At 69.8% G+C, this 25,834-nt stretch carries 22 protein-coding genes and 6 pseudogenes; 16 read left to right on the forward strand and 12 right to left on the reverse strand.

Annotated features, from left to right (window positions below):
• The first annotated feature begins 10 nt into the window (after positions 1–10).
• The 8 genes and pseudogenes from BJ961_RS18165 (at position 11) to BJ961_RS18200 (ending at position 7,621) form a co-directional block, all read left to right on the forward strand.
• Positions 11–823, forward strand: a complete 813-nt coding sequence (locus tag BJ961_RS18165; RefSeq protein ID WP_271413859.1) for a class I SAM-dependent methyltransferase — start codon at positions 11–13, stop codon at positions 821–823.
• Between the two features lie 330 nt (positions 824–1,153).
• Complete coding sequence (locus BJ961_RS18170) at positions 1,154–2,065, forward strand: ATP-binding cassette domain-containing protein (RefSeq protein WP_271413860.1); 912 nt, start codon at positions 1,154–1,156, stop codon at positions 2,063–2,065.
• Positions 2,065–2,946 carry an ABC transporter permease gene (locus tag BJ961_RS18175; RefSeq protein ID WP_271413861.1) on the forward strand — a complete coding sequence of 294 codons (882 nt, stop codon included), beginning with the start codon at positions 2,065–2,067 and terminating at the stop codon, positions 2,944–2,946. The genes BJ961_RS18170 and BJ961_RS18175 overlap by 1 nt, the downstream gene beginning before the upstream one ends.
• A gap of 51 nt (positions 2,947–2,997) precedes the next feature.
• Entirely contained in the window at positions 2,998–3,699 is a 702-nt protein-coding gene (locus BJ961_RS18180) for a response regulator transcription factor (RefSeq protein WP_271413862.1), read from the forward strand.
• Positions 3,696–5,204: a sensor histidine kinase gene (locus BJ961_RS18185; protein ID WP_271413863.1), complete on the forward strand. Its 1,509-nt coding sequence runs from the start codon at positions 3,696–3,698 to the stop codon at positions 5,202–5,204. Before BJ961_RS18180 ends, BJ961_RS18185 begins: the two co-directional genes overlap by 4 nt.
• 238 nt (positions 5,205–5,442) lie before the next feature.
• A pseudogene (locus BJ961_RS18190) lies at positions 5,443–5,879 on the forward strand (transposase); the annotation flags it as partial.
• Between the two features lie 280 nt (positions 5,880–6,159).
• Positions 6,160–7,140, forward strand: a complete 981-nt coding sequence (locus BJ961_RS18195) for an aldehyde dehydrogenase family protein (RefSeq protein WP_271413864.1) — start codon at positions 6,160–6,162, stop codon at positions 7,138–7,140.
• 241 nt (positions 7,141–7,381) lie between these two features.
• Positions 7,382–7,621 carry a cupin domain-containing protein gene (locus BJ961_RS18200; protein WP_271417081.1) on the forward strand — a complete coding sequence of 80 codons (240 nt, stop codon included), beginning with the start codon at positions 7,382–7,384 and terminating at the stop codon, positions 7,619–7,621.
• Between the two features lie 222 nt (positions 7,622–7,843).
• On the opposite strand, the gene BJ961_RS18205 is transcribed toward BJ961_RS18200, so the two are convergent.
• The 4 genes from BJ961_RS18205 to BJ961_RS18220 all read right to left on the reverse strand — a co-directional run bounded on the left by BJ961_RS18205 (position 7,844) and on the right by BJ961_RS18220 (position 9,976).
• Positions 7,844–8,209, reverse strand: coding sequence for a hypothetical protein (locus BJ961_RS18205; protein ID WP_271413865.1), 366 nt, complete (start codon positions 8,207–8,209; stop codon positions 7,844–7,846).
• Between the two features lie 135 nt (positions 8,210–8,344).
• Entirely contained in the window at positions 8,345–8,581 is a 237-nt protein-coding gene (locus tag BJ961_RS18210) for a hypothetical protein (protein ID WP_271413866.1), read from the reverse strand.
• Positions 8,582–8,720: 139 nt separating this feature from the next.
• On the reverse strand, positions 8,721–9,125 hold the full coding sequence (locus BJ961_RS18215) for a hypothetical protein (RefSeq protein ID WP_271320152.1): 405 nt from the start codon (positions 9,123–9,125) through the stop codon (positions 8,721–8,723).
• Positions 9,122–9,976, reverse strand: a complete 855-nt coding sequence (locus tag BJ961_RS18220; RefSeq protein WP_271416969.1) for an IS5 family transposase — start codon at positions 9,974–9,976, stop codon at positions 9,122–9,124. The genes BJ961_RS18215 and BJ961_RS18220 overlap by 4 nt, the downstream gene beginning before the upstream one ends.
• Positions 9,977–10,689: 713 nt before the next feature.
• Between BJ961_RS18220 and BJ961_RS18225 the strand changes: the two genes are divergently transcribed.
• The 5 genes from BJ961_RS18225 (at position 10,690) to BJ961_RS18245 (ending at position 16,571) form a co-directional block, all read left to right on the forward strand.
• Positions 10,690–11,916 carry an MFS transporter gene (locus BJ961_RS18225; protein ID WP_271413867.1) on the forward strand — a complete coding sequence of 409 codons (1,227 nt, stop codon included), beginning with the start codon at positions 10,690–10,692 and terminating at the stop codon, positions 11,914–11,916.
• Positions 11,913–13,733 carry an alpha/beta hydrolase family protein gene (locus tag BJ961_RS18230; protein WP_271413868.1) on the forward strand — a complete coding sequence of 607 codons (1,821 nt, stop codon included), beginning with the start codon at positions 11,913–11,915 and terminating at the stop codon, positions 13,731–13,733. Before BJ961_RS18225 ends, BJ961_RS18230 begins: the two co-directional genes overlap by 4 nt.
• A 17-nt stretch (positions 13,734–13,750) precedes the next feature.
• The gene (locus BJ961_RS18235) at positions 13,751–13,879 is read left to right on the forward strand and encodes a hypothetical protein (RefSeq protein ID WP_265592416.1); all 129 of its coding nucleotides are present in this window, start codon (positions 13,751–13,753) and stop codon (positions 13,877–13,879) included.
• A gap of 86 nt (positions 13,880–13,965) precedes the next feature.
• Complete coding sequence (locus BJ961_RS18240) at positions 13,966–15,885, forward strand: RiPP maturation radical SAM C-methyltransferase (RefSeq protein WP_271413869.1); 1,920 nt, start codon at positions 13,966–13,968, stop codon at positions 15,883–15,885.
• A 29-nt stretch (positions 15,886–15,914) separates the two neighbouring features.
• Positions 15,915–16,571: a DUF5825 family protein gene (locus tag BJ961_RS18245; RefSeq protein WP_271413870.1), complete on the forward strand. Its 657-nt coding sequence runs from the start codon at positions 15,915–15,917 to the stop codon at positions 16,569–16,571.
• Positions 16,572–16,640: 69 nt separating this feature from the next.
• On the opposite strand, the pseudogene BJ961_RS36000 reads toward BJ961_RS18245, so the two are convergent.
• The 5 genes and pseudogenes from BJ961_RS36000 to BJ961_RS18275 form a co-directional block, all read right to left on the reverse strand.
• Positions 16,641–17,126, reverse strand: a pseudogene (locus BJ961_RS36000) (epoxide hydrolase family protein).
• A 110-nt stretch (positions 17,127–17,236) separates the two neighbouring features.
• Positions 17,237–17,896, reverse strand: a complete 660-nt coding sequence (locus BJ961_RS18260) for an NADPH-dependent F420 reductase (RefSeq protein ID WP_271417083.1) — start codon at positions 17,894–17,896, stop codon at positions 17,237–17,239.
• A gap of 8 nt (positions 17,897–17,904) precedes the next feature.
• Positions 17,905–18,864: an SDR family oxidoreductase gene (locus BJ961_RS18265; RefSeq protein WP_271413872.1), complete on the reverse strand. Its 960-nt coding sequence runs from the start codon at positions 18,862–18,864 to the stop codon at positions 17,905–17,907.
• A gap of 69 nt (positions 18,865–18,933) precedes the next feature.
• Entirely contained in the window at positions 18,934–19,557 is a 624-nt protein-coding gene (locus tag BJ961_RS18270; RefSeq protein ID WP_271413873.1) for an NADPH-dependent F420 reductase, read from the reverse strand.
• A 131-nt stretch (positions 19,558–19,688) separates the two neighbouring features.
• Positions 19,689–19,787 (reverse strand): annotated as a pseudogene (locus BJ961_RS18275) (dehydrogenase); the annotation flags it as partial.
• A gap of 244 nt (positions 19,788–20,031) precedes the next feature.
• On the opposite strand from BJ961_RS18275, the gene BJ961_RS18280 reads away from it, so the two are divergent.
• On the forward strand, positions 20,032–20,943 hold the full coding sequence (locus tag BJ961_RS18280) for a LysR family transcriptional regulator (protein WP_271413874.1): 912 nt from the start codon (positions 20,032–20,034) through the stop codon (positions 20,941–20,943).
• A gap of 32 nt (positions 20,944–20,975) precedes the next feature.
• Positions 20,976–21,356 (forward strand): annotated as a pseudogene (locus tag BJ961_RS18285) (hypothetical protein); the annotation flags it as partial.
• A 1,436-nt stretch (positions 21,357–22,792) separates the two neighbouring features.
• Here BJ961_RS18285 and BJ961_RS18295 read toward each other — a convergent pair.
• Positions 22,793–23,413 (reverse strand): hypothetical protein, encoded by a 621-nt coding sequence (locus BJ961_RS18295; RefSeq protein WP_271417084.1) that lies wholly within the window; start codon positions 23,411–23,413, stop codon positions 22,793–22,795.
• A gap of 672 nt (positions 23,414–24,085) precedes the next feature.
• Between BJ961_RS18295 and BJ961_RS18305 the strand changes: the two are divergent.
• A pseudogene (locus BJ961_RS18305) lies at positions 24,086–24,781 on the forward strand (IS110 family transposase); the annotation flags it as partial.
• Between the two features lie 149 nt (positions 24,782–24,930).
• Here the strand turns inward: BJ961_RS18305 and BJ961_RS18310 are convergent.
• Together BJ961_RS18310 and BJ961_RS18315 are read right to left on the reverse strand one after the other, a co-directional pair.
• Positions 24,931–25,359, reverse strand: coding sequence for a hypothetical protein (locus tag BJ961_RS18310; protein WP_271413876.1), 429 nt, complete (start codon positions 25,357–25,359; stop codon positions 24,931–24,933).
• A 173-nt stretch (positions 25,360–25,532) separates the two neighbouring features.
• Positions 25,533–25,799, reverse strand: a pseudogene (locus BJ961_RS18315) (IS630 family transposase); the annotation flags it as partial.
• Positions 25,800–25,834: the final 35 nt, after the last annotated feature.

Here is a 25,834-nt window from a genome sequence, read left to right on the forward strand (position 1 = left end):
CACCCCGCCCATGTCGACCACCCCCATCCCCGCCTCCACTTCCCCTTCCACCGACTGGCAGCAGTGGCAGCAGTGGCAGACGAGCTGGGACCTCCAGCAGGAGTGGTACATGCCGGACCGGGAGGAACGCTTCCGCGTGATGACCGACGCCGTCGAGGCCGTGGCGGGTCCCACCCCGCTCGTCCTCGACCTCGCCTGCGGCACCGGCAGCATCACCGCCCGCGTCCTGCGCGCGCTCCCCGACGCCCGCACCGTCTGCGTCGACATCGACCCGGCCCTGCTGACCATCGCCCGCGGCCACTTCGCCGACGACGACCGCGTCACCTTCACCGAAGCCGACCTCACCGACCCCAACTGGACCGCACGCCTCCCCCACACCACCTTTGACGCCGTCGTGACCGCCACCGCCCTGCACTGGCTCGACACCGAGCCACTGCGCCGCCTCTTCAGCACCCTCGCCGGACTACTGCGCGAGGGCGGCGTGTTCCTCAACGCCGACCACATGCACGACGAGTCCGCGCCCCGCCTCAACGCAGCGATGAACGCCCTGCTCACCGCACGCCAACAACGGCAGCGCGACGAGGGCGCCCTCGACTGGGCCGCCTGGTGGGGCCGGGTCGCCGACGACCCCACCCTCGCGGAACCGGCGGCCCGCCGCTTCGCCCTGCTCGGCGACCCACGCCAACCCCTGCCCGTCGGCGCACGGCCCGACCGTCCCACCGCCGTCCAGTGGCACCTCAACACGCTGCGCGAGCAGGGCTTCAGCGAGGCACGCCAGATCTGGTGCTCGGCGAGCGACTCACTCGTGGCCGCGCTGCGCTGAACCGGTGTCTTGGACAGGGGCGGGCGCCGGAGCCGGGAGAGGCGGGCGCCCCGCCTGACCGGCGACAGAGGTGGTAGACGAATGACCGCGTCGACGCGCGCGTAGGACTTCTGCGGCCTTCTTGCCTCGGCGGCAGCGGCCCCTTCGTGTGAGTTTTATGTGAGGTAATGCTTCGAAGGCACCCCACGATCCGATCGGTGCAGGTCACCGGATCAGGAGTGTCATGCAGCGTTCATGTTCGCCCATGCGCTCGCATGTCCGCAGACGACGCTGGCGCGGTGCTCGTGGTCATCGCGGGCATCTCTGCCACCGTTGGCCTGTGGAGATTTGATGATCGAAGTATGTGGACTGACCAAGCGCTACGGAGAGGTCCTCGCCGTGGACGATCTGTCCTTCGGCGTCCGTGCGGGAGAGGTGACCGGCTTCCTGGGGCCCAATGGCGCGGGCAAGTCGACGACCCTCCGGATGATTCTGGGTCTGGACGCTGCCAGCTCGGGCACCGCGACCGTGCAGGGTCGGCCATACAGCGCCCAGCCCGCTCCGCTCAAGGCGGTCGGGGCACTGTTGGATCCCGGCTCGGTGCTGCCCAGCCGCACTGCCTTCCATCATCTGCTGGCCCTTGCGGCCGGCAACGGCATCCCGCGCAGCCGCGTGGACCAGACACTGGCCGAAGTGGGACTGGAGAAGGTTGCGCGGCGCAGGGCCGGGACCTTCTCCCTCGGGATGCGCCAGCGCTTGGGGATTGCCGCCGCGCTGCTGGGCGATCCGCCGGTCCTGGTCTTTGACGAGCCCCTCAATGGTCTCGACCCTGAGGGCATTGTGTGGATCCGCTCGCTCATGCGCAGAATGGCGGCCGAGGGACGCGTCGTGCTGATGTCCAGCCATCTGATGAGTGAGATGGAACTGACTGCGGACCATCTCATCGTCGTCGGGCGCGGGAAGCTGATCGCGGACACCACGATGAAGGAGTTCATCGAAGCGCACTCCGAGCGCGAGGTCCTGGTGCGCACCCCGCAGGCCGAGACGCTCCGGCCGATGCTGACCGGCGCCGCCGACATACGGGCCGAGGACAACGACACGCTCGTGGTCACCGGCCTGGAAGCCGCCACCATAGGAGCCCTGGCCGCGGCGGGCGCAGTGGAGCTGCACGAGCTGTTCCCGCGTCAGGTGTCCTTGGAGAAGGCGTTTATGGACCTGACCCGCGATGCGGTGGAGTACCAGGCAGACAAGGAGACGAACTGATGAGCCGCCCCCGCACGCGCCCCGGGTCAGCGCCGGTTCTGGTGAAGCTCCTCTCTCGCGTCGGCAGCAGGCGGTCCGCGTCGAACAGTGCGGGGCCGGGCCGGGCGACCTTCTGGCACAGCCTGCACGCCGAGTGGGTCAAGATCCGGACGATGCGGTCGACCCTGTTCGTGATCCTGGGCGCGCTGGCCTTCGCCGTGGGCCTTGCCGCCCTGAACGGTTCGTCGGCAGGTGGCGAGTACCCGGACCTGCCGCCCGACGAGCAGGCCGCTTTCGATCCGCTGGCGACCAGTCTCATGGGCTACCTGGTGGCGCAGATCGCGTTCGGCCTGCTGGGCGGCCTGGTGATGACCTCCGAATACGGGGCGCGCACGATCGTGCCCACCCTCACCTCCGTGCCGCAAAGGGCGCGGGTCCTGGGATCGAAGGCACTGGTGTTACTGGGGGTGGCACTGCCGGTCGGGATCGTGGTGTCGCTCGCCGGGTTCCTCATCGGACAGGCTTCGCTGTCCGGGGCGGGCGCTCCACACCTGGCGCTGGCGGATGGTGTGGCACTGCGCGGCATCTTCGGCGGTGGCGTATATCTGGCATTGGCCGCCCTCTTCGGATTGGCTCTGGGCGCGGTGATCCGCTCTACGACCGCTACGGTGACGACACTGTTCGGCGTGATGCTCATCGTCCAGGCGTTCGCGCCCGCGCTGCCCGGCGCGCTCGGAGACTGGGTCTCGAAGTTCTGGCCGCCCATCGCTGGTGGACAGATCATCACCGCTGTCCGGGATCCGGAAGTACTGGGCCCCTGGGCCGGGCTCGGCATCATGGCCGGGTGCGTGGCCGCACTGCTTACCGTGGCGTTCGTCGTGTTCCGCAAGCGCGATGCCTGAGGCGGCAGGGACACTGGGAGTGCAGTAGATCACCGGTCGGGGACAGATGCCATGACGACGAAACAACGCCTGCTCCTCGTTGAGGACGAGCCCACCTTGCGCGAGTTGCTGTCAGCGAGTCTGCAGCTGGCCGGCTTCCACGTGGCCTCGGTCGAGAGCGGCGCACAGGCGCTGGAAGCGGTGCGCAAGCAGCATGCGGACCTGATCGTGCTGGACGTGATGCTGCCCGACATCGACGGCTTCGAGGTTGCCCGCCGCCTGCGCGCACGCCCGGACGTGCCTGCAGGACATCCGCCGATCCTCTTCCTCACCGCACGGGACGCGGCCGAGGACCGGATCAGCGGGCTACGGGCCGGCGGGGACGACTACGTCACCAAGCCGTTCAACCTGGAGGAGCTGGTCCTGCGCATCCAAGCCGTGCTACGCCGCACCAGCGGCCATCAACCCGACAACCGCGTCACAGTGGGCGATCTGGAACTGGACGCCGACAGCCATCAGGTCACCCGGGGCGGCGTGCCGGTTCCCCTGTCTCCGACCGAGTTCAGTCTGCTGCGCGTGCTGATGGAGAACGCCGGGCAGGTCCTGTCCCGGGAACAGCTGCTGGATCAGGTCTGGCATTACGATTTCGGCGGCGATGACTCCATCGTGGCTTCCTACGTCAGCTACCTTCGCCGGAAGATCGACACCGGAGAGACCAAGCTGATCCACACCGTGCGCGGCACGGGCTACGTCCTGCGCAGGCCCAGGTCATGACCATCACGTCAATGCTCCGCGGCGCCGCACGTCTGTCGCTCCGGGCCCGTCTGGTGATCATCTGCCTGCTGTTGGTCGTGGCCGCCCTCCTCGCCAGCAACGCCCTGCTGATCACGCTCCTCCAGCGGCAGCTGGTGGACCAGCTGGACGAGCGGCTGCGCACGGCCGCCGCAGCGGCAGCGCAGCTCTCCGATCTCAGCAAGGATCCCGAAGCCACTGCACCGCGGGTGCGCGATGCAGTGGAGCGTCAGATGACCGGCGACGTCTACGTGGCCCGTCTGAACGCCGACGGTAGTCTGTCGCAGACCCTGCGCTCTGCGGTGGGCGATGCACCCAAACTGCCACGTTTGGACACGACAGCGGTCGCGACCCGCGGCGGTGCCCCCTTTCAGGCGTCGGGCGGCAGCAGCGACTGGCGAGTGATCGCCCAACCGGTGCGCTCCTTGCCGCGACAGGACAGGGACACGTCTTCAACGCGAAGCATCGTTGTGGCCGGCTCGCTGGAAGCAGTGAGCGGCACGATCCGGGACCTGGGACTGCGGATGCTGGTGATCGATTCCCTGGTCCTGATCCTGCTGGGTGTCATCGGCTGGTTCGCCGTACGCGCCGGGCTGCGTCCCCTGCGGCGCATCGAGACGACCGCGGCCGCCATCGCCGGCGGAGACCTCTCCAGGCGGGTCCCCGACCTGGCCTCCACCCGTACAGAACTGGGGCGCCTCGCCGCAGCCCTCAATGGCATGCTGGACCGGATCGAAACCGGCGACGCGGCACGGGCGGCCACCAACGACCGGATGCGCACCTTCATCGCGGACGCCAGCCACGAACTGCGTACACCCCTGTTCGGGATCAAAGGATTCACCGAGCTGTACAGCATGGGAGGCATGCCCGAGCGTACGGACGTCGACACCGCGATGAACCGCATCGAGCGCGAATCAGCCCGCCTGGTGCGCATCGTCGAGGACCTACTGCTGCTGGCACGCCTGGATGAGGACCCCACCGCACGCACCCAGCTGCCACTGAAGCTGACCCCAATGGACCTGCGCACCCTGGCGGCCGATGCTCTGCACGACCTGAGGGCCCTCGCCCCCGACCGAGCAGCCACCCTGACCGGCCCCGGCGGCGGTCCTCCGGGCGCTGCCCCCGTCCTGGGAGACGAGGCGAGGCTACGCCAGGTCATGTCCAACCTGATCGGGAACGCCATCACACACACCCCTGCCGGCAGCTCGGTCCGGATCGGCGTGGGCACACACAACGCACTGGCAATCCTCGAACTGAGCGACCAGGGCACCGGAATGACAGCCGAGCAGGCCGCCCGCATCTTCGATCGCTTCTACCGCGCCGACACAGCCCGAGGCCGGACCCAGACCGGCGGCACCGGCCTGGGCCTGTCCATCGCCCACTCCCTGGTCACCGCCCACCACGGCCGGATAGAAGTCCACACTTCCCCCGGTCAAGGCGCCACCTTCCGCATCCTGCTTCCCATACACACCGCCCCCGGCGACTAAAGGAGCATTTTGATCTGGATTATCGTGTATTAGGCGGGCGATTCTTTAGGCCGTCGGGTTGTGGTGCTCGTGCTGCCGGAGATGCGGATTGATTTTTGCTGGTCGGGTGGGGTGGCAGGTGAGGCGGGAAGTGACTTGTGCCTGCCTCATCCCAGAACGCCCGGCCTTCACGGAAGCGTGCTTCCGTTGGGTCGCTGTGCGCCTGGGCGCACTCGGTCCGCGGCGGTACGCCGCAAGCATGCCGACGCGACGCCCGTGTCCGAGTGATCTGTCCGATGCCCGCTGGAAGTTGATCGAGCCGGTGCTCTCTGCCTGGCGGCTCGAGCGCCGCGGCAGGGCCCCGGACTTCGGCCGGCCGCCGGAAGACGACCTGCGCGACATCATGGACGCGATCTTGTATGTGGACCGCCCCGGGGCCCAGTAGCGCTACCTTCCGCACGACTTCCCGCATTGGAACACCGTCTACGGCTACTTCGCCAAGCGGGCGGACGAGGGTGTGTTCGCCCAGCTCATCGGCCTGCTCCGGCAGCTGCTACGGGAGAAGGATGGGACACCCTCGGACCTTCGCTTGCCGTGCTGGTCACCGCGGCAAGCATGCAGGACTCCGCCGCCGACCATCCCGGCGGCGTCCGCAAGGTGTGGGGCGACGGCGGCTACCGCCAGCACCTCGTCGAACAGCGCCGTCAGCACCGCGCCGGACAATCCCGCCACCCGCACCCATGACATCGGCGGCACCCCCGGCACCCCCGGCTTCGCCCCCAGGATCCGCCGCACTGTCGAGCACACCGAGGTAACCGCCTGATGATCGTCTCCACCAACCCGGCCACCGGCACCGAACTCGCCCGTCACACCCCGCAGTCCGCCGAGGAGGTCGACGGCATCCTCGGCGCGGTGACCGAAGCCCAGGCCGCCTGGCGTCGACGTAACATCACCGACCGCCCCCCTGCTGCGCGAGATGGCCCGCGTCCTGCGCGAGGACACGGACCACTACGCGGCACTCATCACCGCCGAGATGGGCAAGCCGATCACCGAAGCGCACGCCGAGATCGAGAAGTGCGCGATGACCTGCGAGTACTACGCCGAGCACGCCCCCGAGCAGCTCGCCGACCGACCCGTCGCCTCCAACGCCACCGAGAGCGCCGTCGTCTACGACCCGCTCGGCGTGGCCGTCACCCTCACCGGCTCCACCGAGGTCGGCGCGATCGTCGCCGCCCAGGCCGCCGCCCTGAAGAAGCAGGTCCTGGAACTCGGCGGCTCGGACCCCTTCGTCGTCCTCGCCGACGCCGACATCGAGGCCGCCGCCGCCACCGCCGTCAGAGCCCGCTACGTCAACGTCGGCCAATCCTGCGTCAACGCCAAGCGCTTCATCGTCGAGGAGGCCGTGGCCGACGCCTTCGTCGCCGCCTTCACGACCGCCGCCGCGGAACTGAAGGTCGGGGACCCGACCGACCCCGAAACTGCGATCGGCCCCATGGCCCGCTCCAACCTCCGCGACACCCTGCACGACCAGGTCCGCCGCACCGTCGACGCCGGCGCCCACCTGCTCCTCGGCGGCGAGATCCCCGACGGGCCGGGCTGCTACTACCCGCCCACCGTCCTCGACCACGCCCGCCCCGGGATGGCCGCCTTCGACGAGGAGACCTTCGGCCCCGTCGCCGCCATCACCCGCGTCGCCGACACGGACGAGGCCATCGCCCTGGCCAACCGGACCGAGTACGGCCTCGGCGCCGCCCTGTGGACGGGCGACCTCGACCGTGCCCGCCGACTGACCCGCCTCCTCGAGACCGGCGCCGTCTTCGTCAACGGCATGGTCGCCTCCGACCCGCGTCTGCCCTTCGGCGGCATCAAGAAGTCCGGCTACGGCCGCGAACTCGGCGCCGAAGGCATCCGCGAGTTCGTCAACACCAAGACCGTCTGGATCGGCCCGGCCACCTGACCACCCTCACCTGGAGAAACCCCGTGCACCACCACCCCACCGACCAGTCCTGCTTCGCCCCTTCGAGCCCGCGGTCCTGCGCCCGGCCAAGCTGGCCGCCTTCAGCCGCGGCGGCGGCGCCCGCACCATCCCCCTCGTCACCAAGGCGACCGGCGCCGAAGTCTTCCTCACCGGCCAGACCCTCTTCGATGGCGGCGCCGGTATCGCCCTGCACACCCACAACTGCCCGGAAAGCGTCACGATCCTCGAAGGCAACGCCATCGTGGAGATCGACGGCACCGAACACCCCGTCACCCGCTTCGACACCACCTACGTCCCAACCGGCACGCCCCACCGCTTCCGCAACGCCTCCGCCACCGAGCCGATGCGCATCCTGTGGATCTACGCCACCGTCGACGCCACCCGCACCATCGTCGAGACCGGCGTCACCGCACGGGTAGACGCCGAGCACGCCAAAGCCGCTTCCCGCGACAACGGCTGACACCAGGTCCTCTCCGCGCGAGGGAAGGTGAGCCGACTGACGGCGGCCACTTCCTCCGGCGCACGACCGCCTTGAACTGCCTGATCGGTCTGTCGCTGGTGCGGGCGCGGGTGGACAGCTCGACGTCACCGTCCATGACACGGAAAACGGCGTCCTCGATGATGATCGTCACGGTCCTTCCGGCGTGAGCGCGGCCGATCCGCAGGCGCCGGCCGCCGGCCATCACCACGCCGTCCACCGGCACTTTGCGCTGAGCCCGCAGGGCCTGCGCCGACGGCGGGAGATCGCGGTGTGCGGGCTGCGGACCCCACTGATCTGCGCTCGTTGCTCCGGTGGGATGGGCGCAGGCAGCGTCTTGACCACGAGGCCGTCGGCGATGACGTGCATCAGCTGGCCGTCGAACCGCAGGGTGACCTGCTGTCCGGCAAGCGGGGCCGCGACCTTGACGCGCTGCCCGCCGAGGCCGAGGCCGACGTCCCCGTCCCGGCCGACCAGCCGGTCGACCTCCACCACGAGCGGGGCTTGCGGTCCGTCGGGCAGGGCGGGCGTCGCCGGATCGGGGCCGGCGATCCGCCCGCCGCGCTGCACCAACGCCTCCAGATCGGCCGCCGTGAACTGGAAGGTGCGGGTGCGGGCGAGTTCGCCGTCGATGAAGACGTGGATGCTGCGCTCGTCGGCCCAGACGGTGGCGGTGCGTCCGCCCAGCGCGGCGGGGAACTTCAGCTACTGGCCGGAGGAGAGACACAGTCTGCCGATCGGCGAGATGAGTGCCTCGAACTCCACGGCCCTGAGGTGGGATTCGTCGATGGGCAACTGCGGTGAGGGCAGGAGCGCGGGCAGCTGCGGCGCCAGCAGCTCGGCCGTCGCAGGCGTGGTCTCACCCTGCGGCTCGGGCAGGTGGACCTCCTGCCAGTCCTGTTTCGGGTCCTTGGCCGCGGGGCGAAACACAGCGGCGGGCACACATGTCGAGCGACTGGTGCGGTCCGCTCTGGTTGCAGCCGTACCCCCAGGCGTCGATGCCGGCCCGGGCTGTTGCCTGGCCTGGCGAACGGACCCGCGTGGCCGAGCAGTTCGCGCCGCAGGGACTTGTGAGAGGGCGTTAAGTCCGTTTCTGGTAGCGGCCGCGTCCCGGTTGCTCGAGGAATCCCTGGCGGACGAGTCGTCCCAGGCGGGAGCGGGTGACGTTGATCGAGGGCTCGTCGGTGGGCAGGCCGAGGTGCTCATGCAGATCACGGACGCGGAACACCTCCCCGGGGTGCTCGTTGAACGTGGTCACGATGCGCTGGTAGACGGTCGCGATGGCGGTCTCCGCGGGGGCCGGTGCCTGGTCGGGAGGGGTGAGGCCGTCGATGACCTTGCCGGTGGCAGCGAGCTCGGCCAGGCGGGCTTCGGTCTCGGCGAGGTCGGTGGTGAGCCGCTCGATCTGCTCGCGCAGGTGGTCGGCGCGGGCAGCGGTCTCATCGTGCTCGGTCTGCAGCAGCCGCAGGAGTTCGCAGACGTTCACGCGGCCAGCTCCACGTCGTCCCGCCAGGTGGGGGTAGGGGTGGTGAGGCGGCGGAGCATGCCGGCGGTGGAGGCCCAGTAGACGCGGGAGGCCGCGTTGTCGGGCCGGTGGTCGTAGTCGCGGGCGAGGCGCCGCTGCAGCATGAGGGTGCCGTTGACCTGCTCGACCACCCACCGCTTCGGTTGCGGGACGAAGCCTTTCCCCTCGTCGTCGGGGTTGCGGCGGACCACCTCAACGGTGATGTCCTTCACCGCCCCGTGGATGATCACGGCGTCCTTGAAGCCCTGGTCGACCAGGACCTTCTCCAGGCGCATCCCACACCGCTCAGCCGCCTGGTCCAGCAGGGCGATGCCGGCTTCGTTGTCGTGCGCGCTCGCAGCGAGGATCACCACACCGATGACCAGGCCCAGCACATCGACGGCCAGTCCCCGCTTCCTGCCGGGCGTCTTCTTGTTCGCGTCCAGTCCCGTCGTCTCCTTCGGCACCCCGGCCGCCACGCGGACGGACTGGGTGTCGATGATCACCAGGGACGGGTCCTCTAATCGTCTGGACCGTTCCCGCACCTGGCAGCGCAGGATCTCCTGGATCCGCTGGTCAAGGCCGTCCTGGCGCCACAGGGTGAAGTAGTAGAACACTGCCGACCAGGCCGGGAAGTCGTGCGGCAGAAGCCGCCACTGACAGCCCGTCCGGTTCTGGTAAAGCAGCGCGTTCACGACCTCGCGCAGGGCGCAGGAGCCCGGGTCTCCGGTCGCCGACCGCGCCACCCGCTCCTGCTTCCACGCGGTGACCAGCGGCTCGATCAACGCCCACTGCTCGTCGGACAAGTCGGTTGCGTACGGCGTCCGTTCCATGCCCACGACCCCATCATGTACACGCCATGACACGAGGACGGAACTGTCCCATCACCCACGAACGGGCGACACCACATCATCAGGAACGGGACTTAACGCCCTCTGAAATCTCTCGATCTTCCCGGTGGTGGTCGGAGAGCGGGGTGTGGTCAGCCGGGCGGCCTCTCAGCAAGCCAGGTCAGGTATCACCCATCCGTGCAGCAGTCCCGGTCGTTGAGGCTCGTGCCGTGGCGAAGTGAGTCATCAGCGATGCCTGCCGCGCTCCGCAGGGGCGCGGCACTACGCATGCCATGGCGGCACCCGGCGGCGTGAACTGGCCATCCTCGGCCGGGAAAGCACCGGCACCGGCCCGGCACCGGCCCCGTCCGACGTCTTCCCGGACCGCTTCGGCAGGCTCGGCGCTTGACCATAGGCATGCCAACGACACGCCTCACACGTCACACGCGTCTCTCACACCTCGCCCTCACCGCGGACCGCACCGGAACACACGCCTCCCCTTACTGCGAACCCGGAATCCCCACCCCCTCAGCGCCCCCTCGCGCTTTCCAGCCAACCGATCCGCGACCTTGTAGCCCGTTCGAGGCGCTGGCTACGATCCGCCTCGTTTCGCTTTCTACACAACCTGCACGATCGCTTCATCCAACGGGGGAATCGTGGAGTCGTTCACACAGGCGGGAGCGGCGGACCCCCGCGGTGGATTACCCCGGCCCCGGTTGCTCCGGGGTCGCAGTGGCGCTTCCGGTTCCGGGCGCGACCAGTCCGCCCGGGACTTCCGTCTCTTCTGGTGCGCCAACGCCGTCGACGCACTAGGCACCCAGGCATCCGGCGCCGTCCTTCCCCTGCTGCTCCTCGGTCTCGGGCACTCACCGCGGACCGCTGGGCTCGTCGCCGGGCTCTCGCTGGCCGCGGGTCTGCTGCTCGGGCCGCTCGCGGCCGTCCCCGCCGACCGCGGCGCGCGCAAGACGATCATGTTCTGGTCCGCCGTCGTCGCCGCGCTCGCCATGGGCTCCGTCGCCGTGCCCCTGCTCGCCGGACACCTGACGCTTCCGCACCTCGTGGCCGCCGTCCTCGTCGAACGGTTCGCCACCGCCTGTCACGACGCCGCGTCGCGCGGCACGGTCGCCCTGATCTGCCCGCCCGACGACCAGCCGCGCGCCGTGGCCCGGCTCGCCGCCGCCGACCAGGGCTCACTCATTCTCGGCCCGGCCCTCGGCGGAGCCGCGTACCAGCTCTTTCGCGCTCTGCCGTTCGCGGCCGACGCCCTCTCCTACGCCGTCGTCGCCGGCTGCGTACGGGCCATGCGTACGGATCTGAAGGCCGCGGCGGCTCCTTCGGGCGAGGGGTTGTGGCGTGCGGCCGCCGCCGGCCTGTCCCTGGTGCGACGACGGCCGTTGCTGCGCCTCGTGCTGACGTGGGTCGCGCTGGTCAACGGGGTGGCCGCGACGCTCTACTACTCCGCGGTCTTCGTGCTGCAACGTTCCGGCAGTGGTGCGCTCCCGCTCGGCCTCGTCCTCGCCGTCACCGGCGCCGCGGGGCTGGCCGGGTCCCTCGCGGCGCCCAAGGCCGCCGCCCGTCTCGGCGCCGCCCGCACCCTCATCACCGTCACCTGGCTCCTCGCCCCGCTCACCGCGGCCCTCGCCCTCGCCGAGGGGCCCTGGGCGTACGGCGTACTGCTCGGCGCGATCGGCCTCCTCGTGCCGCTGCCCGCCGTCGTCCTCCAGGCCCGTGCCCTGCTGACGACCGAGCCCGACCTGCAGGCCCGCGTCGGCGCCGTCATCGCCACCGGCGCCGGCGCCACCGCCGCCCTCGCCCCGGTCCTGGCCGGTCTCTTCGCCGGCCGGCTGAACCCGGCGACGCCCGCGCTTGGTTGCGCCGCCCTCCTCGTCCTGCTCGCCGCGCACACCACCCGGCGCGCTGCCCTCGCGGAGGCCGCCGCATGAGCCGCTTCCAGGTGTACCGCGCCGCGCTGCCCGAGGTGTGCGCCACCGATCCGCACCGCATGGTGTTCACCGCCGACGCAGAGGGCCGCTGCGAGGTCTTCACCTGGGATGCCGCCGCCCGCCACGCCCGCCGCGTCACCGACCGCCCCGGCGGCACCCTGCACGGCGCGATCGACGCCGACGCATACGTGTGGTGGTTCGCCGAGGACGCGCGGGGCGTCGGCCACTGGCAATTTCAGCCGTTCGACGGCCCGTTCACCGGCTGCCCCGGCCGGCCCGGTCTGACCGGCGTCCCCGACGGCACCGCCCGCGGCCTCGCCGTCACCGCCGACGCCACCGTCGCCCTCGGCATCGGACTGGGCGACCACACCACCGTCATGCACGGGACACGCGGCGGCCCCGGACGCGAGGTCGCTCGTGTGAACGGCCCCGCCGCGCTCGCCGGACTCGCCCCGCACGGCGGCCTCCTCGCTCTCACCCGCACCGCCGACGCGCCCGGCGCCGTCACCCTCCTCACCCCCGACGGCACCGAGGTCGCGGCCCTCCCCGGTGACGGCCCGCACGGCAGACTGTGGGCGCTCGGCTTCGGCCCCGCGCTCGACGACCACCCCACCCTGCTGCTCGTCCGCGAGCGCGGGGACCGCTACACCCTCGCCACCTGGACCGCCGCCACCGGCACCGTCACGCACGACTGGTGCGCCCTGGAAACCCAGTTCACCGCCCGCTGGTATCCGGACGGCGGCGCCGTGCTGATCCGGCAGGACCGGCACGGCCGCTCCCTGCTCCGCCGCGCCGACCTCGCCCGCCGTACTCTGGGCCCCGTACAGACTCCGCCCGGAACGCTCCTGGACGCGGTCCCGCGCCCCGGCGGCGACCTGCACACCCTCTGGACGGACAGCACTCACCCGCCCCGCATGAGGTCCACGGCCGGGACTCCGCTGCCCCCGCTCGGCACCGTCGACGGCCGTGTGCCCGGCACTCTGCGCGACATACACACACCGGGACCGGACGGCCCGGTACACACGTTGTTCAGCTTTCCCGAGTCCACACCCGGGCCGCACCCCGCCGTGTTCCTCGTCCACGGCGGCCCGGCCGACCACGACCGCGACGCCTACGACGGCACCGTGCACTCCTTGGTGGCCTCCGGGTTCGCCGTGGCCCGCGTCAACTACCGCGGCTCCACTGGATACGGACCGGGCTGGCAGCACGCCTTCCGCGACGGCGTCGGCCACACCCAGGTCACCGACCTCGCCGCCGTCCGCGCCGACCTCGTGGCGCGCGGGCTCATCCGGCCGGGCGCCACCGGACTCTGGGGCACCTCCTGGGGCGGTTACCTCGTCCTGCTCGCCCTCGGCACCCGCCCGGGGCTCTGGCAGGCGGGCGTCGCCGTCAAACCCGTTGCCGACTACGCCGCCGCACACGCCGCCGCCACACCCGCCCTCCGCGCGCTGGACGAGCGGCTGTTCGGCGGCACACCCGCACAGGTGCCGCACGCATACGCGCACAGCTCGCCGATCCGCTACGCCGCACGCGTCCGCGATCCGCTCCTGATCGTCGCCGCCACGAACGACACCAAGTGCCCGCCCGCACAGATCCATTCCTACCTCGCCGCCCTCGACACGGCCGGTACCCCACACGAGTCCCTGTGGCTCGAGTCCGGGCACGACGGCTACGACGGCGGCGACCACGTGACCGTCCTGCGCCGCGCGGTGCGCTTCCTCGACCGCACGCTCCGGCGCACCGCCCGCACCACCCCACCCCCCAGACGCCCCGCTCCGGCCGGAGAGGGGTCGGCGCACCACACAGTCGAACACTGAGAGAGAAGGAGAAACCCATGCAGAAGGACGTCATCCACAACGACCCGCTGGCCGAGGACGAGACGAACCGCAAGCCGAGCGTCGGCATCACGATCACCGTCCCGTTCCGCAACGCGGAGGACGGCGACGACACCGTCGAGGACTGATCCTCACCGGTCGGCCCCAGGGCGCCCCGGGGCCGACCGGCCCGCACCGTCGCCCGCCCCCGCACCACGTCAGGAGAGAAGCGCCCATGCGCGTACTGCTGGTCAACATGCCCTGGTCGCCCATCGACCTGCCGTCCCTAGCCCTCGGCATCCTCAAACGGAGTGTGGACGAGCGCGTGCCCGGTGCCAGTGCCGAGGTGCTGCACGCCAACCTCATGTTCACCGACTGGATCACCGAACGCACCGAGTTCACCGGCGACGACTACGAGTACTACGCCCTCTCCTCCTACTTCATGGGCTGCGGCGACTGGGTCTTCTCCTCCGCCCTGTACGACGACCCGGCCTGGCGCGAGGACGAGTTCGTGGCGACGATGAGCGGCAAGCTCAAGTCCGAGCGGATGAGAATGACCCGCGAACTGCACCGCATCGCATCGGACTTCGTCGAAATGATCGCCCGGCAGATAGTGGCGAGCGAGCCGGATGTCGTCGGGTTCACCTCCACTTTCCAGCAGAACACAGCCGCGCTCGCCGCCGCCCGCCGCGTCAAGCAGCTCGCCCCGCACATCGTGACCGTCATGGGCGGCGCCAACTGCGACGGCGAACAGGGCGCCACCGTGCACCGCAACTTCCCCTTCGTCGACCACGTCGTACGAGGCGAGGGCGAGGCAGCCTTCCCCGAACTCCTCGGCGCGCTCGCGGAGGGCGGCCCGCTCGACTCGATTCCCGGCCTGTGCCACCGCGACGCGGACGGCGTGCATGTCGCCAACCCGATGGCTACCCGCCCGCTGCCGCCCACCGCGATCCTGCCGCCCGACTACAGCGGCTACTTCGAAAGGCTCGCCTCGTCCGTCGCCCGCAACTGGGTCGAGCCAAAACTCGTCGTCGAGGGGGCGCGGGGCTGCTGGTGGGGCGAGAAACACCACTGCACCTTCTGCGGGCTCAACGGCTCCTTCATGGAGTTCCGCTCCAAGAGCCCCGACACCTTCTACGAGGAGATTATGGAGCTGGCCCGTCGCCACCGGGTCCTCGACATGTATGTCGTCGACAACATCCTCGACATGCGCTACCTCACCACCGTGCTGCCCCGCATCATCGAGAGCGGCTACGACCTGCGCCTGCACATCGAGATCAAGGCCAACATGAGGCGCAGTCAGCTGCGCACACTCGCCGACGCAGGCCTCATCTACGTGCAACCCGGCATCGAGAGCCTCAACAGCCGCGTGCTGGACCTGATGGACAAGGGTGTGAGCGGCTGCCAGAACGTGCGGATGCTGCGCGACGGCGCCGAGACCGGGCTCTCCGTCGCCTGGAACTACCTGCACGGATTCCCCGGGGAGAGTGCTGAGGACTACGACCCGGTCATCGCCCAGATACCGGCCCTGGAACACCTGGACCCACCGGTCGACCTGTCCGCGCGCATCGCGATCGAGCGTTTCAGCCCCTACTTCGAACGCCCCGAACTGGGCTTCATCGGTCTGCTCCCCGAAGCGCACTACCGCTTCACCTACGACCTGCCCGAGGAAGAGCTGTACGGCATGGCGTACGTCTTCGAGGCGCCCGCCCGCGGCATCGGCGAACCCACCGTCAGCGCCCTCAACAAGGCCCTCGCCGACTGGAAGAAGCACCACACCGACGCCCGGCTCACCCACGACGACCACGGCGATCGCATCGTCCTGGTCAGCCGTCGCCGCGCTTTCGACTGGCGGGTGAAGGAGCTCACCGACCCCTTCGAACTCGCCCTCTTCCGCCTCCTCGACCAGCCGCACAACGTGTCGGCCCTCACCCGCAAGGCCGCGGCACACGTCCCCGAGGCGACCCGCGACGAGGACGGGGTCCGGCGGCTCCTCGACACCTGGCTCGCCCTCGGCATCGTCTTCGCCGACGCGGGACAGTACGTCCACATCGCCCCGGCCGCCGTCAACGAGGACCTGCTGCGCCTGGACTTCATGCGACACATCCACACCGAGGACGCCCCCGACGGTGCCGCCGTCCCCGAGCCGGCCTGACCCCTCCCGCCCCGCTTCGAAGGAGCACGATGACCGCCACCCTCGCCGCGCCGACGACGGTCCTCGCCTGGCGCGACTACGACCCCGTCGCGTGCGAGCTGCCTGGCATGTTCCTGGGCGAGGTGCCCCTGCCTGGCCCGGCGCGCGGCCAGGCTGCACGCCTGTGGGAGCTAGGCGCGCGCCGTGTGCGGCTGCCCGCCCCCGTCGACCTCTCCACCGGCGCGGACCCGGCAGCCGCCGTGTACGGGCTCTCCCTGGTTCGGGACCTGACCGCGCGGGCGGTCATGGTCGAGTGGAAACTGCGTCTCGACCCGAGGGACGGGGAGACCTGGCGACGGCTCAGCCATCTCCAGCCGCCCGCCGCGCTGCACGGCCCCGCCGACGCCGGGGAGTCGCTGCGCTCATGGCAGCGCGGTCACTACCTGTGCAAGTGCCTGTGGCGCAAAGGCCCCGGCTTCCTGCAGATCCGCGACCGTCGCTGGGGAGAGCTGAGCCGCTTCACCGCCGACGAACCCGAGTACGACACCGCGGTCCGCCTGCTGGACTACGGCGCCCTCGCCGACACCGTCGACCAGGCCGCGCTGGCCGACTTCCGCTCCGAACACCTCGTCCTAGACGTCGGCCCGTACGCATGGTGGCTGCCGTACCGTGTCAGCCGGTGGCTCCAGCAGTCGATCGCCATCTGAAGGAGCGGGGCTCGATCGTGGCCGAGGAGGAAGCGCCGGCCGGCGGCACGGTGTACCCGGACGCCGTGCTCAGCCGCGGCGACCTGGTCGAGCGCCCTCGCAGCGGCCTCGGGAGGGCCGGGCGCTGCGGCGGAACGCGTAGCCGGGCAGCGAGGGGGCGACGACCGTGAACACGTCGGACGCGTCGCCGCCGTGCTGCGGCGGCTCCGCGAGACGCCGGGCGAGGTCGGTGAGCTCCAGGAAGGTGCTGGGCGAGCCGTGGGTCAGGACGATCGGCAGGACGCCGGGCTGCTCGCCGTCGAACCGGAGGCAATGGACGGGCGTGCCGCCGATGGCGGCCGTGTGGTGCGGCAGGGCATTGATCCGCGCCTCGTGGGTGCGCCAGTCATAGCCGGTGGCCCACTACTCCGCCAGGCGGCGCACCTCAGTTGTGTCGGCGCCCGCTTCCCAGCCGTCGACGGGCCACCCGGTGGGCCACCGGGTGGCGCGTAGCCGCGCGCGCAGGTCTTCGAGTTCTGCGTCGGGCACCGCGATCTCCGGCGACGGGTCGGTCATGTGCCCCTCCTGACCGTGCTCACGTGCTGGTCGTGATTCTGTCTTCGCATCGGTCGCAGTCGGCGCAGCATGATCGCGACCGGACCATACTGCGGCACACGCCGACTTGATTACCGCGTTGCGGTGGCCAGCGCCGCGCGGATGGCGTCCGGGCCGGTCGGCCGGCCCTTCTCGTTCGAGGGCGGCCCGTACGGGGTTCCCCACACCGGTGTGCCCGTCGCCTGCCGCCAGCTGTCGGCCAGGAGTCCCGCGTCCACCACGCCGTACCCGATGGAATCGATGAACTCGGCAGCTGCCGCCTTCGCCGGCCCGGAGTCCCCGGCGATCGGCAGGTACGAGCGGTCGGCCGCCCCCGCCGGGCGGGCGAGCGACAACAGGTGCTTGAAGTAGATGTTGTTGAACGCTTTCACCAGCATGGCGTCCGGGACGTATCGCAGCAGCAGCTCGCTCGAGGTGAGCGACGTGCCCTCCAGCTCGGGGATGTGCCCGTCGCGCTCGGGGCCGTAGTTGCACGTGTCGATGACCGTCTTCCCGGCCAGCGGTGCGGCGGGCAGGGCGGGGAAGGCCGTGACCGGCACCGTGACCACGACGATGTCACCGGCCGCCGCGGCCTCCTCGCTCGTCGCCGCCGACGCTTGGGGACCCAGTTCCGCGACCGTGTCCGCGAGCGACCCGGGACCGCGCGAGTTGCTGAGCACGACCTGGTGTCCGGCCGCGACGGCGAGCCGCGTGATCGTGCTGCCGATGGACCCGCTTCCGATGAATCCCACAGTGGTCATCAGATTGCGGGGACGTCGGATGACGGGAAGTAGTGGCCGTTGTCCAGGTCGGCGAGGAGGCCGGGCTGGGCGGGTTCCCAGCCGAGGGTCTTGCGGGTGATGAGGTTGGACGTCGGGTAGCTCTGCGTGACGATGTTGGTGAGGAACCCGAAGTGCCCCGGCAGCATCAGTTCGTCCAGGGGCACGCTCACCGCGGGCAGGCTCAGGCGGTTGCCGATGGCCTCCGCGATCTCGCGGACCGGGATGCCCCCGTCCTCGACCGCGTGCCAGTAGCGGCCGGCCGGGCCCTTCTCCAGTGCCAGGCGGAACAGGGAAGCGGCGTCGCGGATGTGTACGGCGTTCCACAGGTTCGTGCCGTCTCCAGGGTACCCGGCGAAGCCCTTCTCCTTCGCCAGGGCGATCAGTGTGGGGAGGAAGCCGGCACGATCGGCCGTGCTGTGCGCGATGTTGGCGATCCGTACGACCGAAGACCGGACTCCCCGCTCGGCGAGGCCGATGACCGCGGTCTCGACGACGTTACGGGCCCGGAGGGTGCCCTTGTGCTCATCGCCGACGGGGAGGGCGGGATCCTCCTCGGTGGACGGCCTGCCCAGGTTCCGCCCGGTCCCGGGCGAGCCGATGCTCCCCGCCGCGACCAGTGGCTTTCCGGTTCCCGCGAGTGCCTCGCCGTAGGCGAGCACGATCGGGAGCTCGGCGGCGGCCACGGCGTCGATCCCGCCGGACGGAAGCAGGTCCTGCCTGTGCGCGACGTGGATGACGCCGTCGGAGTCCGCGGCCGCCTCCTTGAGCCCGTCGAGATCCCGGAGGTCGCCGCGGCGGACCTTCGCGCCAAGCGCGGACAGGGTCGCCGCGGCCGTGTCCGACCGGGCCAGGCCGGTGACCTCGTGCCCTGCGGCGATGAGTTCGGGAATGATGTGCGAACCGGAGTGGCCGGTCCCGCCGGTGACGAAGACGTGCACGTTACTCCTCCTGGTGAGTGATGCGGCGTGAGTGGTACGGCGCCGAAGAAGCGGAAATGCGGGGTGCGCTCAGCCGGGCAGGTCGACGTTGAGGGCGATGTCGAAGGTGCCCGCGCCGTTACGGGCCAGGCCCATCAGCAGCGGCCCGATCCCTTCCAGCCAACGAGCCATCTCCAGGCCGCCGACATCGAGCGGGCGCAGTCCGAGGCTCTCGATGAAGGCCGACACGTTCGCCTTGGCGCCCGCGTCGTCTCCGGCGTAGAGCACGTCCAACGGGCGCTCCTGAACCAGGACGTGGCCGAAGACGGTGTTGAACGCCTTCACGACATGCGCGCTCGACGGGGCCGCCTTGGCGATCTCCTGCGCACCGGATGTGCCGTCGGGGGTGACGAGCCCGGTGGCGTCGGCGTTGAAGGTGTTGGAGATGTCGATGACGACCTTGCCGGCCAGGGCGTCTCCGTACTGGGCGACGACCGGCACAGCGCTGGTGTACGGCACCGCGAGGACGACGATGTCGCCCGCGGGGACCGTGCCGAACGTCCCCGCCGTGGCACCGGCGCCGAGTTCGGATGCCAGGCCCCTGGCCTTGGCCGGGTCGCGGCCGATGAGCTCGACGGAGTGGCCGCCCGAGACCGCGCGTGCGGCGATGGCGTGGGCCATGCCCCCGAGACCGATGAAACTGATGTTGCTCATGGTGAGTGCTCTCTTTCCTGATGGTCGTTTCTTGGGTGATCGTCTCTTGGGAGGTCGCAGCCGGCCGGTGCGCTCGATCACCTGGGCGGCGAAGTCGAGCAGTTGGTCAAAGCTGGTGAACATCGCGAAGGCACGTGCGCTCCTTCGGCGACGAACAGCTTGGCCCCGGCCAGTGCCAGGCCGGTGGACCCACCGGTGATCACCACTACCTTGGCATCGAGCTTTCCCACGGCCACTCCTTTGAATTGATGAATTTCCGAAACGGGAAAGGAAGGGGCTGGTAGGGGCTCAATTCATCATTTCTTGATGCGCATGTGCTCATCCTTGTTTTGAACCCAGCCGCCGAACGACGATGCCCAATTCTTGAACCGAGTTGTCCCGGCCCAATTAACGATGTCACCAGCCTGATCGTGTGTCCAAGACCTGTTTCAACCGCGGTGATACCCTTAAGGCATTGCCGGACCGGGAGGCCCCGTGGATCTGGACCTGCGCAAGCTGCGCTACTTCGTCGCCGTCGCCGACCGGTTGCACTTCGGCCGCGCCGCCGATGAGCTGCACATCGCGCAACCGGCGCTCAGCCGGCAGATCCGCGCACTGGAACAGGATCTCGGCGCCTCGCTGTTCACCCGGGACAGTCACGGCGTCACGCTGACCGACGCGGGCCGACAACTGCTGGACGACGCGGGCCCGCTGCTCGCCTCCGCGCACGCGGTCCGGCGCCGAGTCTCCGTGGCACAACGCGGCGGCCAGCGGCTGGTGGTCGGCTTCCGGGCAGGCATCCCGGTCATCCCCGCGACGCGGGTGTTCGAGGCGCAGCATCCGGACGTGGTCGTGGACGTGCAGCGCATGGAATGGGACGACCAGGGCTCGATGCTGCTCGACGGCCGCGTCGACGTCGCCTATGTGCGGCTGCCCATCGACGAGACGGGCCTGCGCCTGACTCCGCTCTACACCGAGCCCCTCATGGTGGCGCTGCCCACCGATCACCGGCTGGCCGGCAAGGATCAGGTCACCGAGGCCGACCTGGCCGGTGAGCCGCTGATCTGGCATGCCGACGCGAGCACGCAGCCCACCCGGCGCCCGCACCCGGACTCCGGACTCCGGGTGCGCGGCGTGGAGGAGAAGCTCGAGCACGTCGCGGCCGGCCGCGGCATCTCGTTCGTGGGACGTTCGGAGACCGTGTTCTTCTCACGTCCGGATATCAGCTACGTGCCCGTCCCGGACCTGGCGCCCGACCAGGTATTCGTCGCAATGGCGGCATCGCGCACCTCGCCGCTGGCCGACGACTTCTTCGCCGCGGCTCAGGCGGCATCCGAGATCACGGCAGAATGCGGGAACTACGAAATGTGGAAGCTTGCGGCCGACGCTTCTTCAGAGCGTGATTGAGCAGTTCGGCTGCTCTGTTCGTTCCTGACCACACCGCCGCCTTCGCTGTCGTCCCCGGCCCTTAGCCCTGCTCACCGCAGTATCGGTCGTGGCCGGCATGGCCGGGCAACCTCACGCTGCTGCAAGCGACCGCCATCACCGATCGCTTGGGCGCCACCCACTACTGCCGACTTTCCGGGCTTCTTGCCGCACCGGTCACCACGGCCGCAGCCCTCGCGCCCTTCGCCGGCACCGCCCTCACTACACCACTGGGTGGCTACGGACCGCTGTTCTTCCTCCTCCCTGCCGTCTCCATGGCGGGCCGCCTCACCGCGCCATGGACAGGCGTTCCCACCAGGCTTCCGTACGACGAGCCGCTAGGTAGCCGTTCCAGTCGCGGGCTGCTCTGCGGGTCCACTGCAGGGCTGCACTGATGCTGATGCCGAGGGTGTCGCTGAGCACTGACGCGGGCAGGTCCGCGGCCAGCGCGAGCAGAGCGGTGTTCCTGCTGGGGCGGGCGGGCAAGCAATGGAGACGCATCTTGCGCGCGAGGGCCGGGGCTGAGTGGTGGGTTCCAGCGGCGTAGCCGGGGAGAAGCCAGCCCGGACGCGGCGTGATACGACCCACCGCCGAGAACGGCTCGGCGTGGTCGGCCTGACGCTGCAGAAGCTGGTGGACGGGGCGGGCGGGGCGAGCGGCAGCGGCACGGGATGCTCACCAATGCGCAGATGCGGCGTGCTGCCGCCCGTGAGGTCCGACCGTGTGAGAACGACGATCCGTGTGATCGGCATTCCGTACAGCAGCATGAGGGCCCCGGTCACCCGCACATCGAGGGGCAGGGCCTCGTCATGCAGACAGCGCCGCAGGTGCGTTCAGTGCTCGGACTCGCTCCACCAGCAGTGGGGTTCATCGCGGGGACGGTCGCTGATCTCGAAGTTCCCGGTGAGACGACGCTCGTGAGCCCCACCGCAGGAACAGCCGGACCTGGCGGCGATCCCGGCGCTGAGACAGCCACGTGTCGATGTCGGCTTGAGTCAGGCAGGCCAGCAGTAGGCCGTGGTGGTCCGGCCAGGTGAGAAACGCGGCAGTGCAGCGAATGGCAGTGCGTACCTCTGCCGCGCTGGCCAGCGTGAAGCGCCCCGGACCGCCCGCCGTCGGGCCCGTCGCAAGAGGGCCCATTCCGCGTAGATGTGCAGGGTGCGGCGGTGTTGTGCCGGTAGCGGCGTGAGCGCGCGCTCCAGCCAGGACTGCAAGCCTGCCAGGGACTCATTGCGTGCCGGAAGGACCCCGAGGTCGACCAGAGTGGCTCGCAGCGATGCCGGCCCTGCCCGGGCCCGGCCGCGTCAAGCGTCTCGTGGGTGAGCGGGAGATCGTCATCGACCAGGCGACGCGGGCATGCGGCTCCGCCGCGCGCGGCTTGTCCAGCCAGACCAGGATCGAACGCGCTCTGGGGACGCGCACCAACGCCTCGAGCAGCGGCCGGACTTCTGCGGGCACTTCGCCGCGGCTGGTACGGAATTCGGTGGCGAGGCGGTCGCGCAGTACACAGCGGCGCAGCGTGTCCCACGTTCGGCTTCTCGGCCCGAACCGCAGGTCGAGCACAGATAGGCGTCGGGGGCGCCGGAGCACACTCCGCACGTACCCCGTCCCCCCTCCCCGTCGAGACCCGTGTCGGCGGGCAGCCGCGCCAGGGCAGCAACTCGGATCTACGTGAAGGCGTTCGCCATGTCCGTGCCCTGCCGCGAGAGCAGCAGTACCCGGCCATCGGCCCAGTGGGTGAGCTGGGCACGGTAGCCGTCCTTCTCCAGACTCTCGCTGTGTCTCATGAGCCACATGGCCCCCAGCAGGGCGGCGCCTGGACAGGCGGGGTTCAGCTCTGGCCGTCTCGGAGTGGGGCTCCGATGGTGAGGTCTTCGTCGAGCTTCGCGACCAAGGCGTCGGCGAGGGGCGGGGCGTACCGGGTGGCCCACTCTTCGACGGAGGCCAGGAAAGCGATGAGCTGGGCTTGTACGGAGCCCAGGAGTTCGGGCAGCCGGGCCAATGGTAGTGCGATGGGGGCGCCGGCCGGGTGCTCTGCGTCAGGCCACAGATGGACGGTCGTCCCGGTGTGCTCGGTGCGCGGCGTGGGGTCGTGGCCGAGCCAGGGCTCTTCAGCGTTCATGAAGTCCAGCCAGTCTCGCCAGTTCTCCAGGCCGAAGCAGCAGCCGGGCGGTGCGGTCACTCCGGTCGAAGTGTCCTGGATCCTGATGCCGCCGGGAGCGATGACCTGGTCAGTGCTCAGCAGTTGGCTGACCTGCCCCGTGCTGTCCTCGGGGCCTCGGGCCCGGGCCTTGTGATGGCTCTTGTTGTAGCTGGTCAAAACTGCCATGGCGGTACCGGTCTCTCGTACGGACAGTCGGCCGGACAGAGACAGGAGATGTTTCGCAGGCGGGTCGGCAACGGGCCACAGTGCGAAGTCGGTGGCGTCGTAGGTCTCCAGCACAGCGTCCATGATCAGCACGTCCCCAGTGTCGCGCGTCAGGCGGTGGAGGTGCATCGCTATTTCTGAGCGTGGCTCGAGTCCTCACGTCTGCCGAAGCGCATCTCGATGAGACATTCCAAGGTGTCTGGAGAACCGTCCCACTTCGGCTCCGCCGCTCAGGCCGGCCGAAGCCCGGGGCTGGCGCGGGTGTGGTGAGCATCGGCTCGGGCAGCGTTCACGACCCGACTGGTGTTCTTCGGGCCGGCCCGGCTGTCATGCGGCGCCGCAGTCGTGGGCCGGGGCATCACGCCACTCCATTCACTGCGGCTCGTCGAGGATGTACACCGGGTCGGTGATGCCGGCCTCCTCGATGAACATCACCACGTCGTGATCGCTGTAGGCGGTGCCGAGGAACTCGTCGCGGCCGTCACGGTGCACGGTGGCTCTCCGGCCGCCCGACACAGACCGCCGGTGCACAACAATCGGCACACCGCTCACCCTCCCAGCCCCCCGTTACCTTTTCCATGGCTCCGCAATGGGGCTACCGGCCTTCGGGCCCGGCGTGACTTCCCCCCTTGTTGTTGATGATCCGGGGGGTGGTGTCACCGGGCCCGGAGGCATCGACGGACCGCTGATGAGGGGCTTGAGCACCGGCTTCACCCGAGTCGGAAGAGCTCTCCGTAACGTGGATGTGGCAGCTCGATGCCGAGGCAAGGCCGGACCAAAGCGCGATGGAGGGGCCTGCACGTGATCGACACCGGCGACATCGACGTCTTCCTCGGCCTGGACGTCGGCAAGGGCGAACACCACGCCACCGCCGTCACCCCGGCCGGCAAGAAGGCGTTCGACAAACGCCTACCCAACACCGAACCCAAGCTCTGCGAGCTGTTCGCGAAACTCCAGGCCAAGCACGGAACGGTGCTGGTCGTCGTCGACCAGCCGGCCTCGATCGGCGCCCTGCCGCTGGCCGTTGCGCAAGACATGGGCTGCCCGGTCGCCTATCTGCCGGGGCTGACGATGCGGCGGATCGCCGACCTCTACCCGGGCGAGGCCAAGACGGACGCGAGGGACGCGTTCATCATCGCGGACGCGGCCCGCGCGATGCCCCACACACTGCGGGCGATCGACGGCGAGGACGAGACGATCGCCGAGCTGGAGATGATCGTCGGCTTCGACGACGACCTGGCCGGCGAGGCCACCAGGGTCGCGAACCGGCTCCACGGCCTGCTGACCCAGATCCATCCGTCGCTGGAACGAGTCCTTGGGCCGCGGTTGCAGCACCCGGCCGTCCTCACGCTGCTGGAACGGTTCGGGTCCCCGGCCCAGATGCGCAAGGCCGGCAGGCGGCGGCTGGTCACGCTGCTGCGGCCGAAGGCACCGCGGATGGCTGACCGGCTGGCGCAACGCCAACGCCCGCCACCCGTGCGTCCTAACCGCTGAACGCAAGAAACGCGCCCGCATCCGCAGCGAGAAGGGCATCCGCTGGGGCGGACGCTCTCTCGCCGCCGCGGCCTGAACGACCCGGCGAACCCCATGCGCTCACAGCACTAGCCAGCCGAACCGACCAAGGTCTCGAAGCCTGAGCTGTCGCAGTAAGACACTGCACGACCCTCAGCCCCGATGTCGCCGCCGACCGCGTTGACGGTGTCATCGACGATGTCGGCACCACCGTGTTCCAGGCTTGCCCGGTCAAGCCTTTTCGAGGCATCGATGACCGCATGCCCTGCCAATTCGGTGTTGTCGAACTCGGGCGACTGGACACTCTGTCCGTCACCGGCATCGGCGTCTGGCTCGCCGGTTGTCGTGGCGTGTGCCGTGTCCTGCCAGGTCCCCAGTTTGGTGCAGTAATCCCGTTGTCGCTCCTTGGCCTGCGCTGGATCGTCCGACGAACAACTGCTCATCAGGACAGCGGCAACGACAACGACCGCTGCTCGCCCGACTGCTCGTGTAATCCCACTGCTGTGCTGCAAGGACATGTCCTCCCCGAAGCTGCCGCCACAGAGTATGGATCAGGAAGGTGTCACCTTGCACCGATTTCCGCGCATCATCAGCACCGGATCGACGAGGAGTTGAGCAGTACACGACCAACCCGGCGAAACCCATGCGGTCACAACGCTAGTGCTCTGACCGCGTAGGTTCGCCGGGTTGTTCAGGCTGTAACGGTGAGGGGGCGTCCGCCCCAGCGGATGCCTTTCTCGCTGCGGATGCGGGCGCGTTCCTTGCGTTCGGCGGCCAGGCCGTCGCGGTGGCGGGCGTTGGCGTTGCGCCAGCGCAGGTAGGCGTGCAGGACCCGGGTCTGCGCGGTCTGGTTGGGATAGTTCGAGTGGGCGATGGTGAACTGCCTCAGCGGTCCGAAGTGCGCCTCGATCGGGTTCGCCCACGAGGCGTAGGTCGGGGTGAAGCACAGTTCGACCTTAATGCCAGGTTTTCCTGGCTTGATCGGACACCAGA

This window comes from Streptomyces lienomycini (genome assembly GCF_027947595.1).
In the GTDB taxonomy this organism is placed as follows: domain Bacteria; phylum Actinomycetota; class Actinomycetes; order Streptomycetales; family Streptomycetaceae; genus Streptomyces; species Streptomyces lienomycini.

Bases quoted from the DNA above. Each gene is read 5' to 3' on its own strand.
- BJ961_RS18165 (WP_271413859.1), top strand. From the start codon at position 11: ATGTCGACCACCCCCATCCCCGCCTCCACTTCCCCTTCCACCGACTGG.
- BJ961_RS18170 (WP_271413860.1), top strand. From the start codon at position 1,154: ATGATCGAAGTATGTGGACTGACCAAGCGCTACGGAGAGGTCCTCGCC.
- BJ961_RS18175 (WP_271413861.1), top strand. From the start codon at position 2,065: ATGAGCCGCCCCCGCACGCGCCCCGGGTCAGCGCCGGTTCTGGTGAAG.
- BJ961_RS18180 (WP_271413862.1), top strand. From the start codon at position 2,998: ATGACGACGAAACAACGCCTGCTCCTCGTTGAGGACGAGCCCACCTTG.
- BJ961_RS18185 (WP_271413863.1), top strand. From the start codon at position 3,696: ATGACCATCACGTCAATGCTCCGCGGCGCCGCACGTCTGTCGCTCCGG.
- BJ961_RS18195 (WP_271413864.1), top strand. From the start codon at position 6,160: ATGGCCCGCGTCCTGCGCGAGGACACGGACCACTACGCGGCACTCATC.
- BJ961_RS18220 (WP_271416969.1), bottom strand. From the start codon at position 9,976: ATGGAACGGACGCCGTACGCAACCGACTTGTCCGACGAGCAGTGGGCG.
- BJ961_RS18230 (WP_271413868.1), top strand. From the start codon at position 11,913: ATGAGCCGCTTCCAGGTGTACCGCGCCGCGCTGCCCGAGGTGTGCGCC.
- BJ961_RS18235 (WP_265592416.1), top strand. From the start codon at position 13,751: ATGCAGAAGGACGTCATCCACAACGACCCGCTGGCCGAGGACGAGACG.
- BJ961_RS18240 (WP_271413869.1), top strand. From the start codon at position 13,966: ATGCGCGTACTGCTGGTCAACATGCCCTGGTCGCCCATCGACCTGCCG.
- BJ961_RS18245 (WP_271413870.1), top strand. From the start codon at position 15,915: ATGACCGCCACCCTCGCCGCGCCGACGACGGTCCTCGCCTGGCGCGAC.
- BJ961_RS18270 (WP_271413873.1), bottom strand. From the start codon at position 19,557: ATGAGCAACATCAGTTTCATCGGTCTCGGGGGCATGGCCCACGCCATC.
- BJ961_RS18295 (WP_271417084.1), bottom strand. From the start codon at position 23,413: ATGGACGCTGTGCTGGAGACCTACGACGCCACCGACTTCGCACTGTGG.
- BJ961_RS18310 (WP_271413876.1), bottom strand. From the start codon at position 25,359: ATGTCCTTGCAGCACAGCAGTGGGATTACACGAGCAGTCGGGCGAGCA.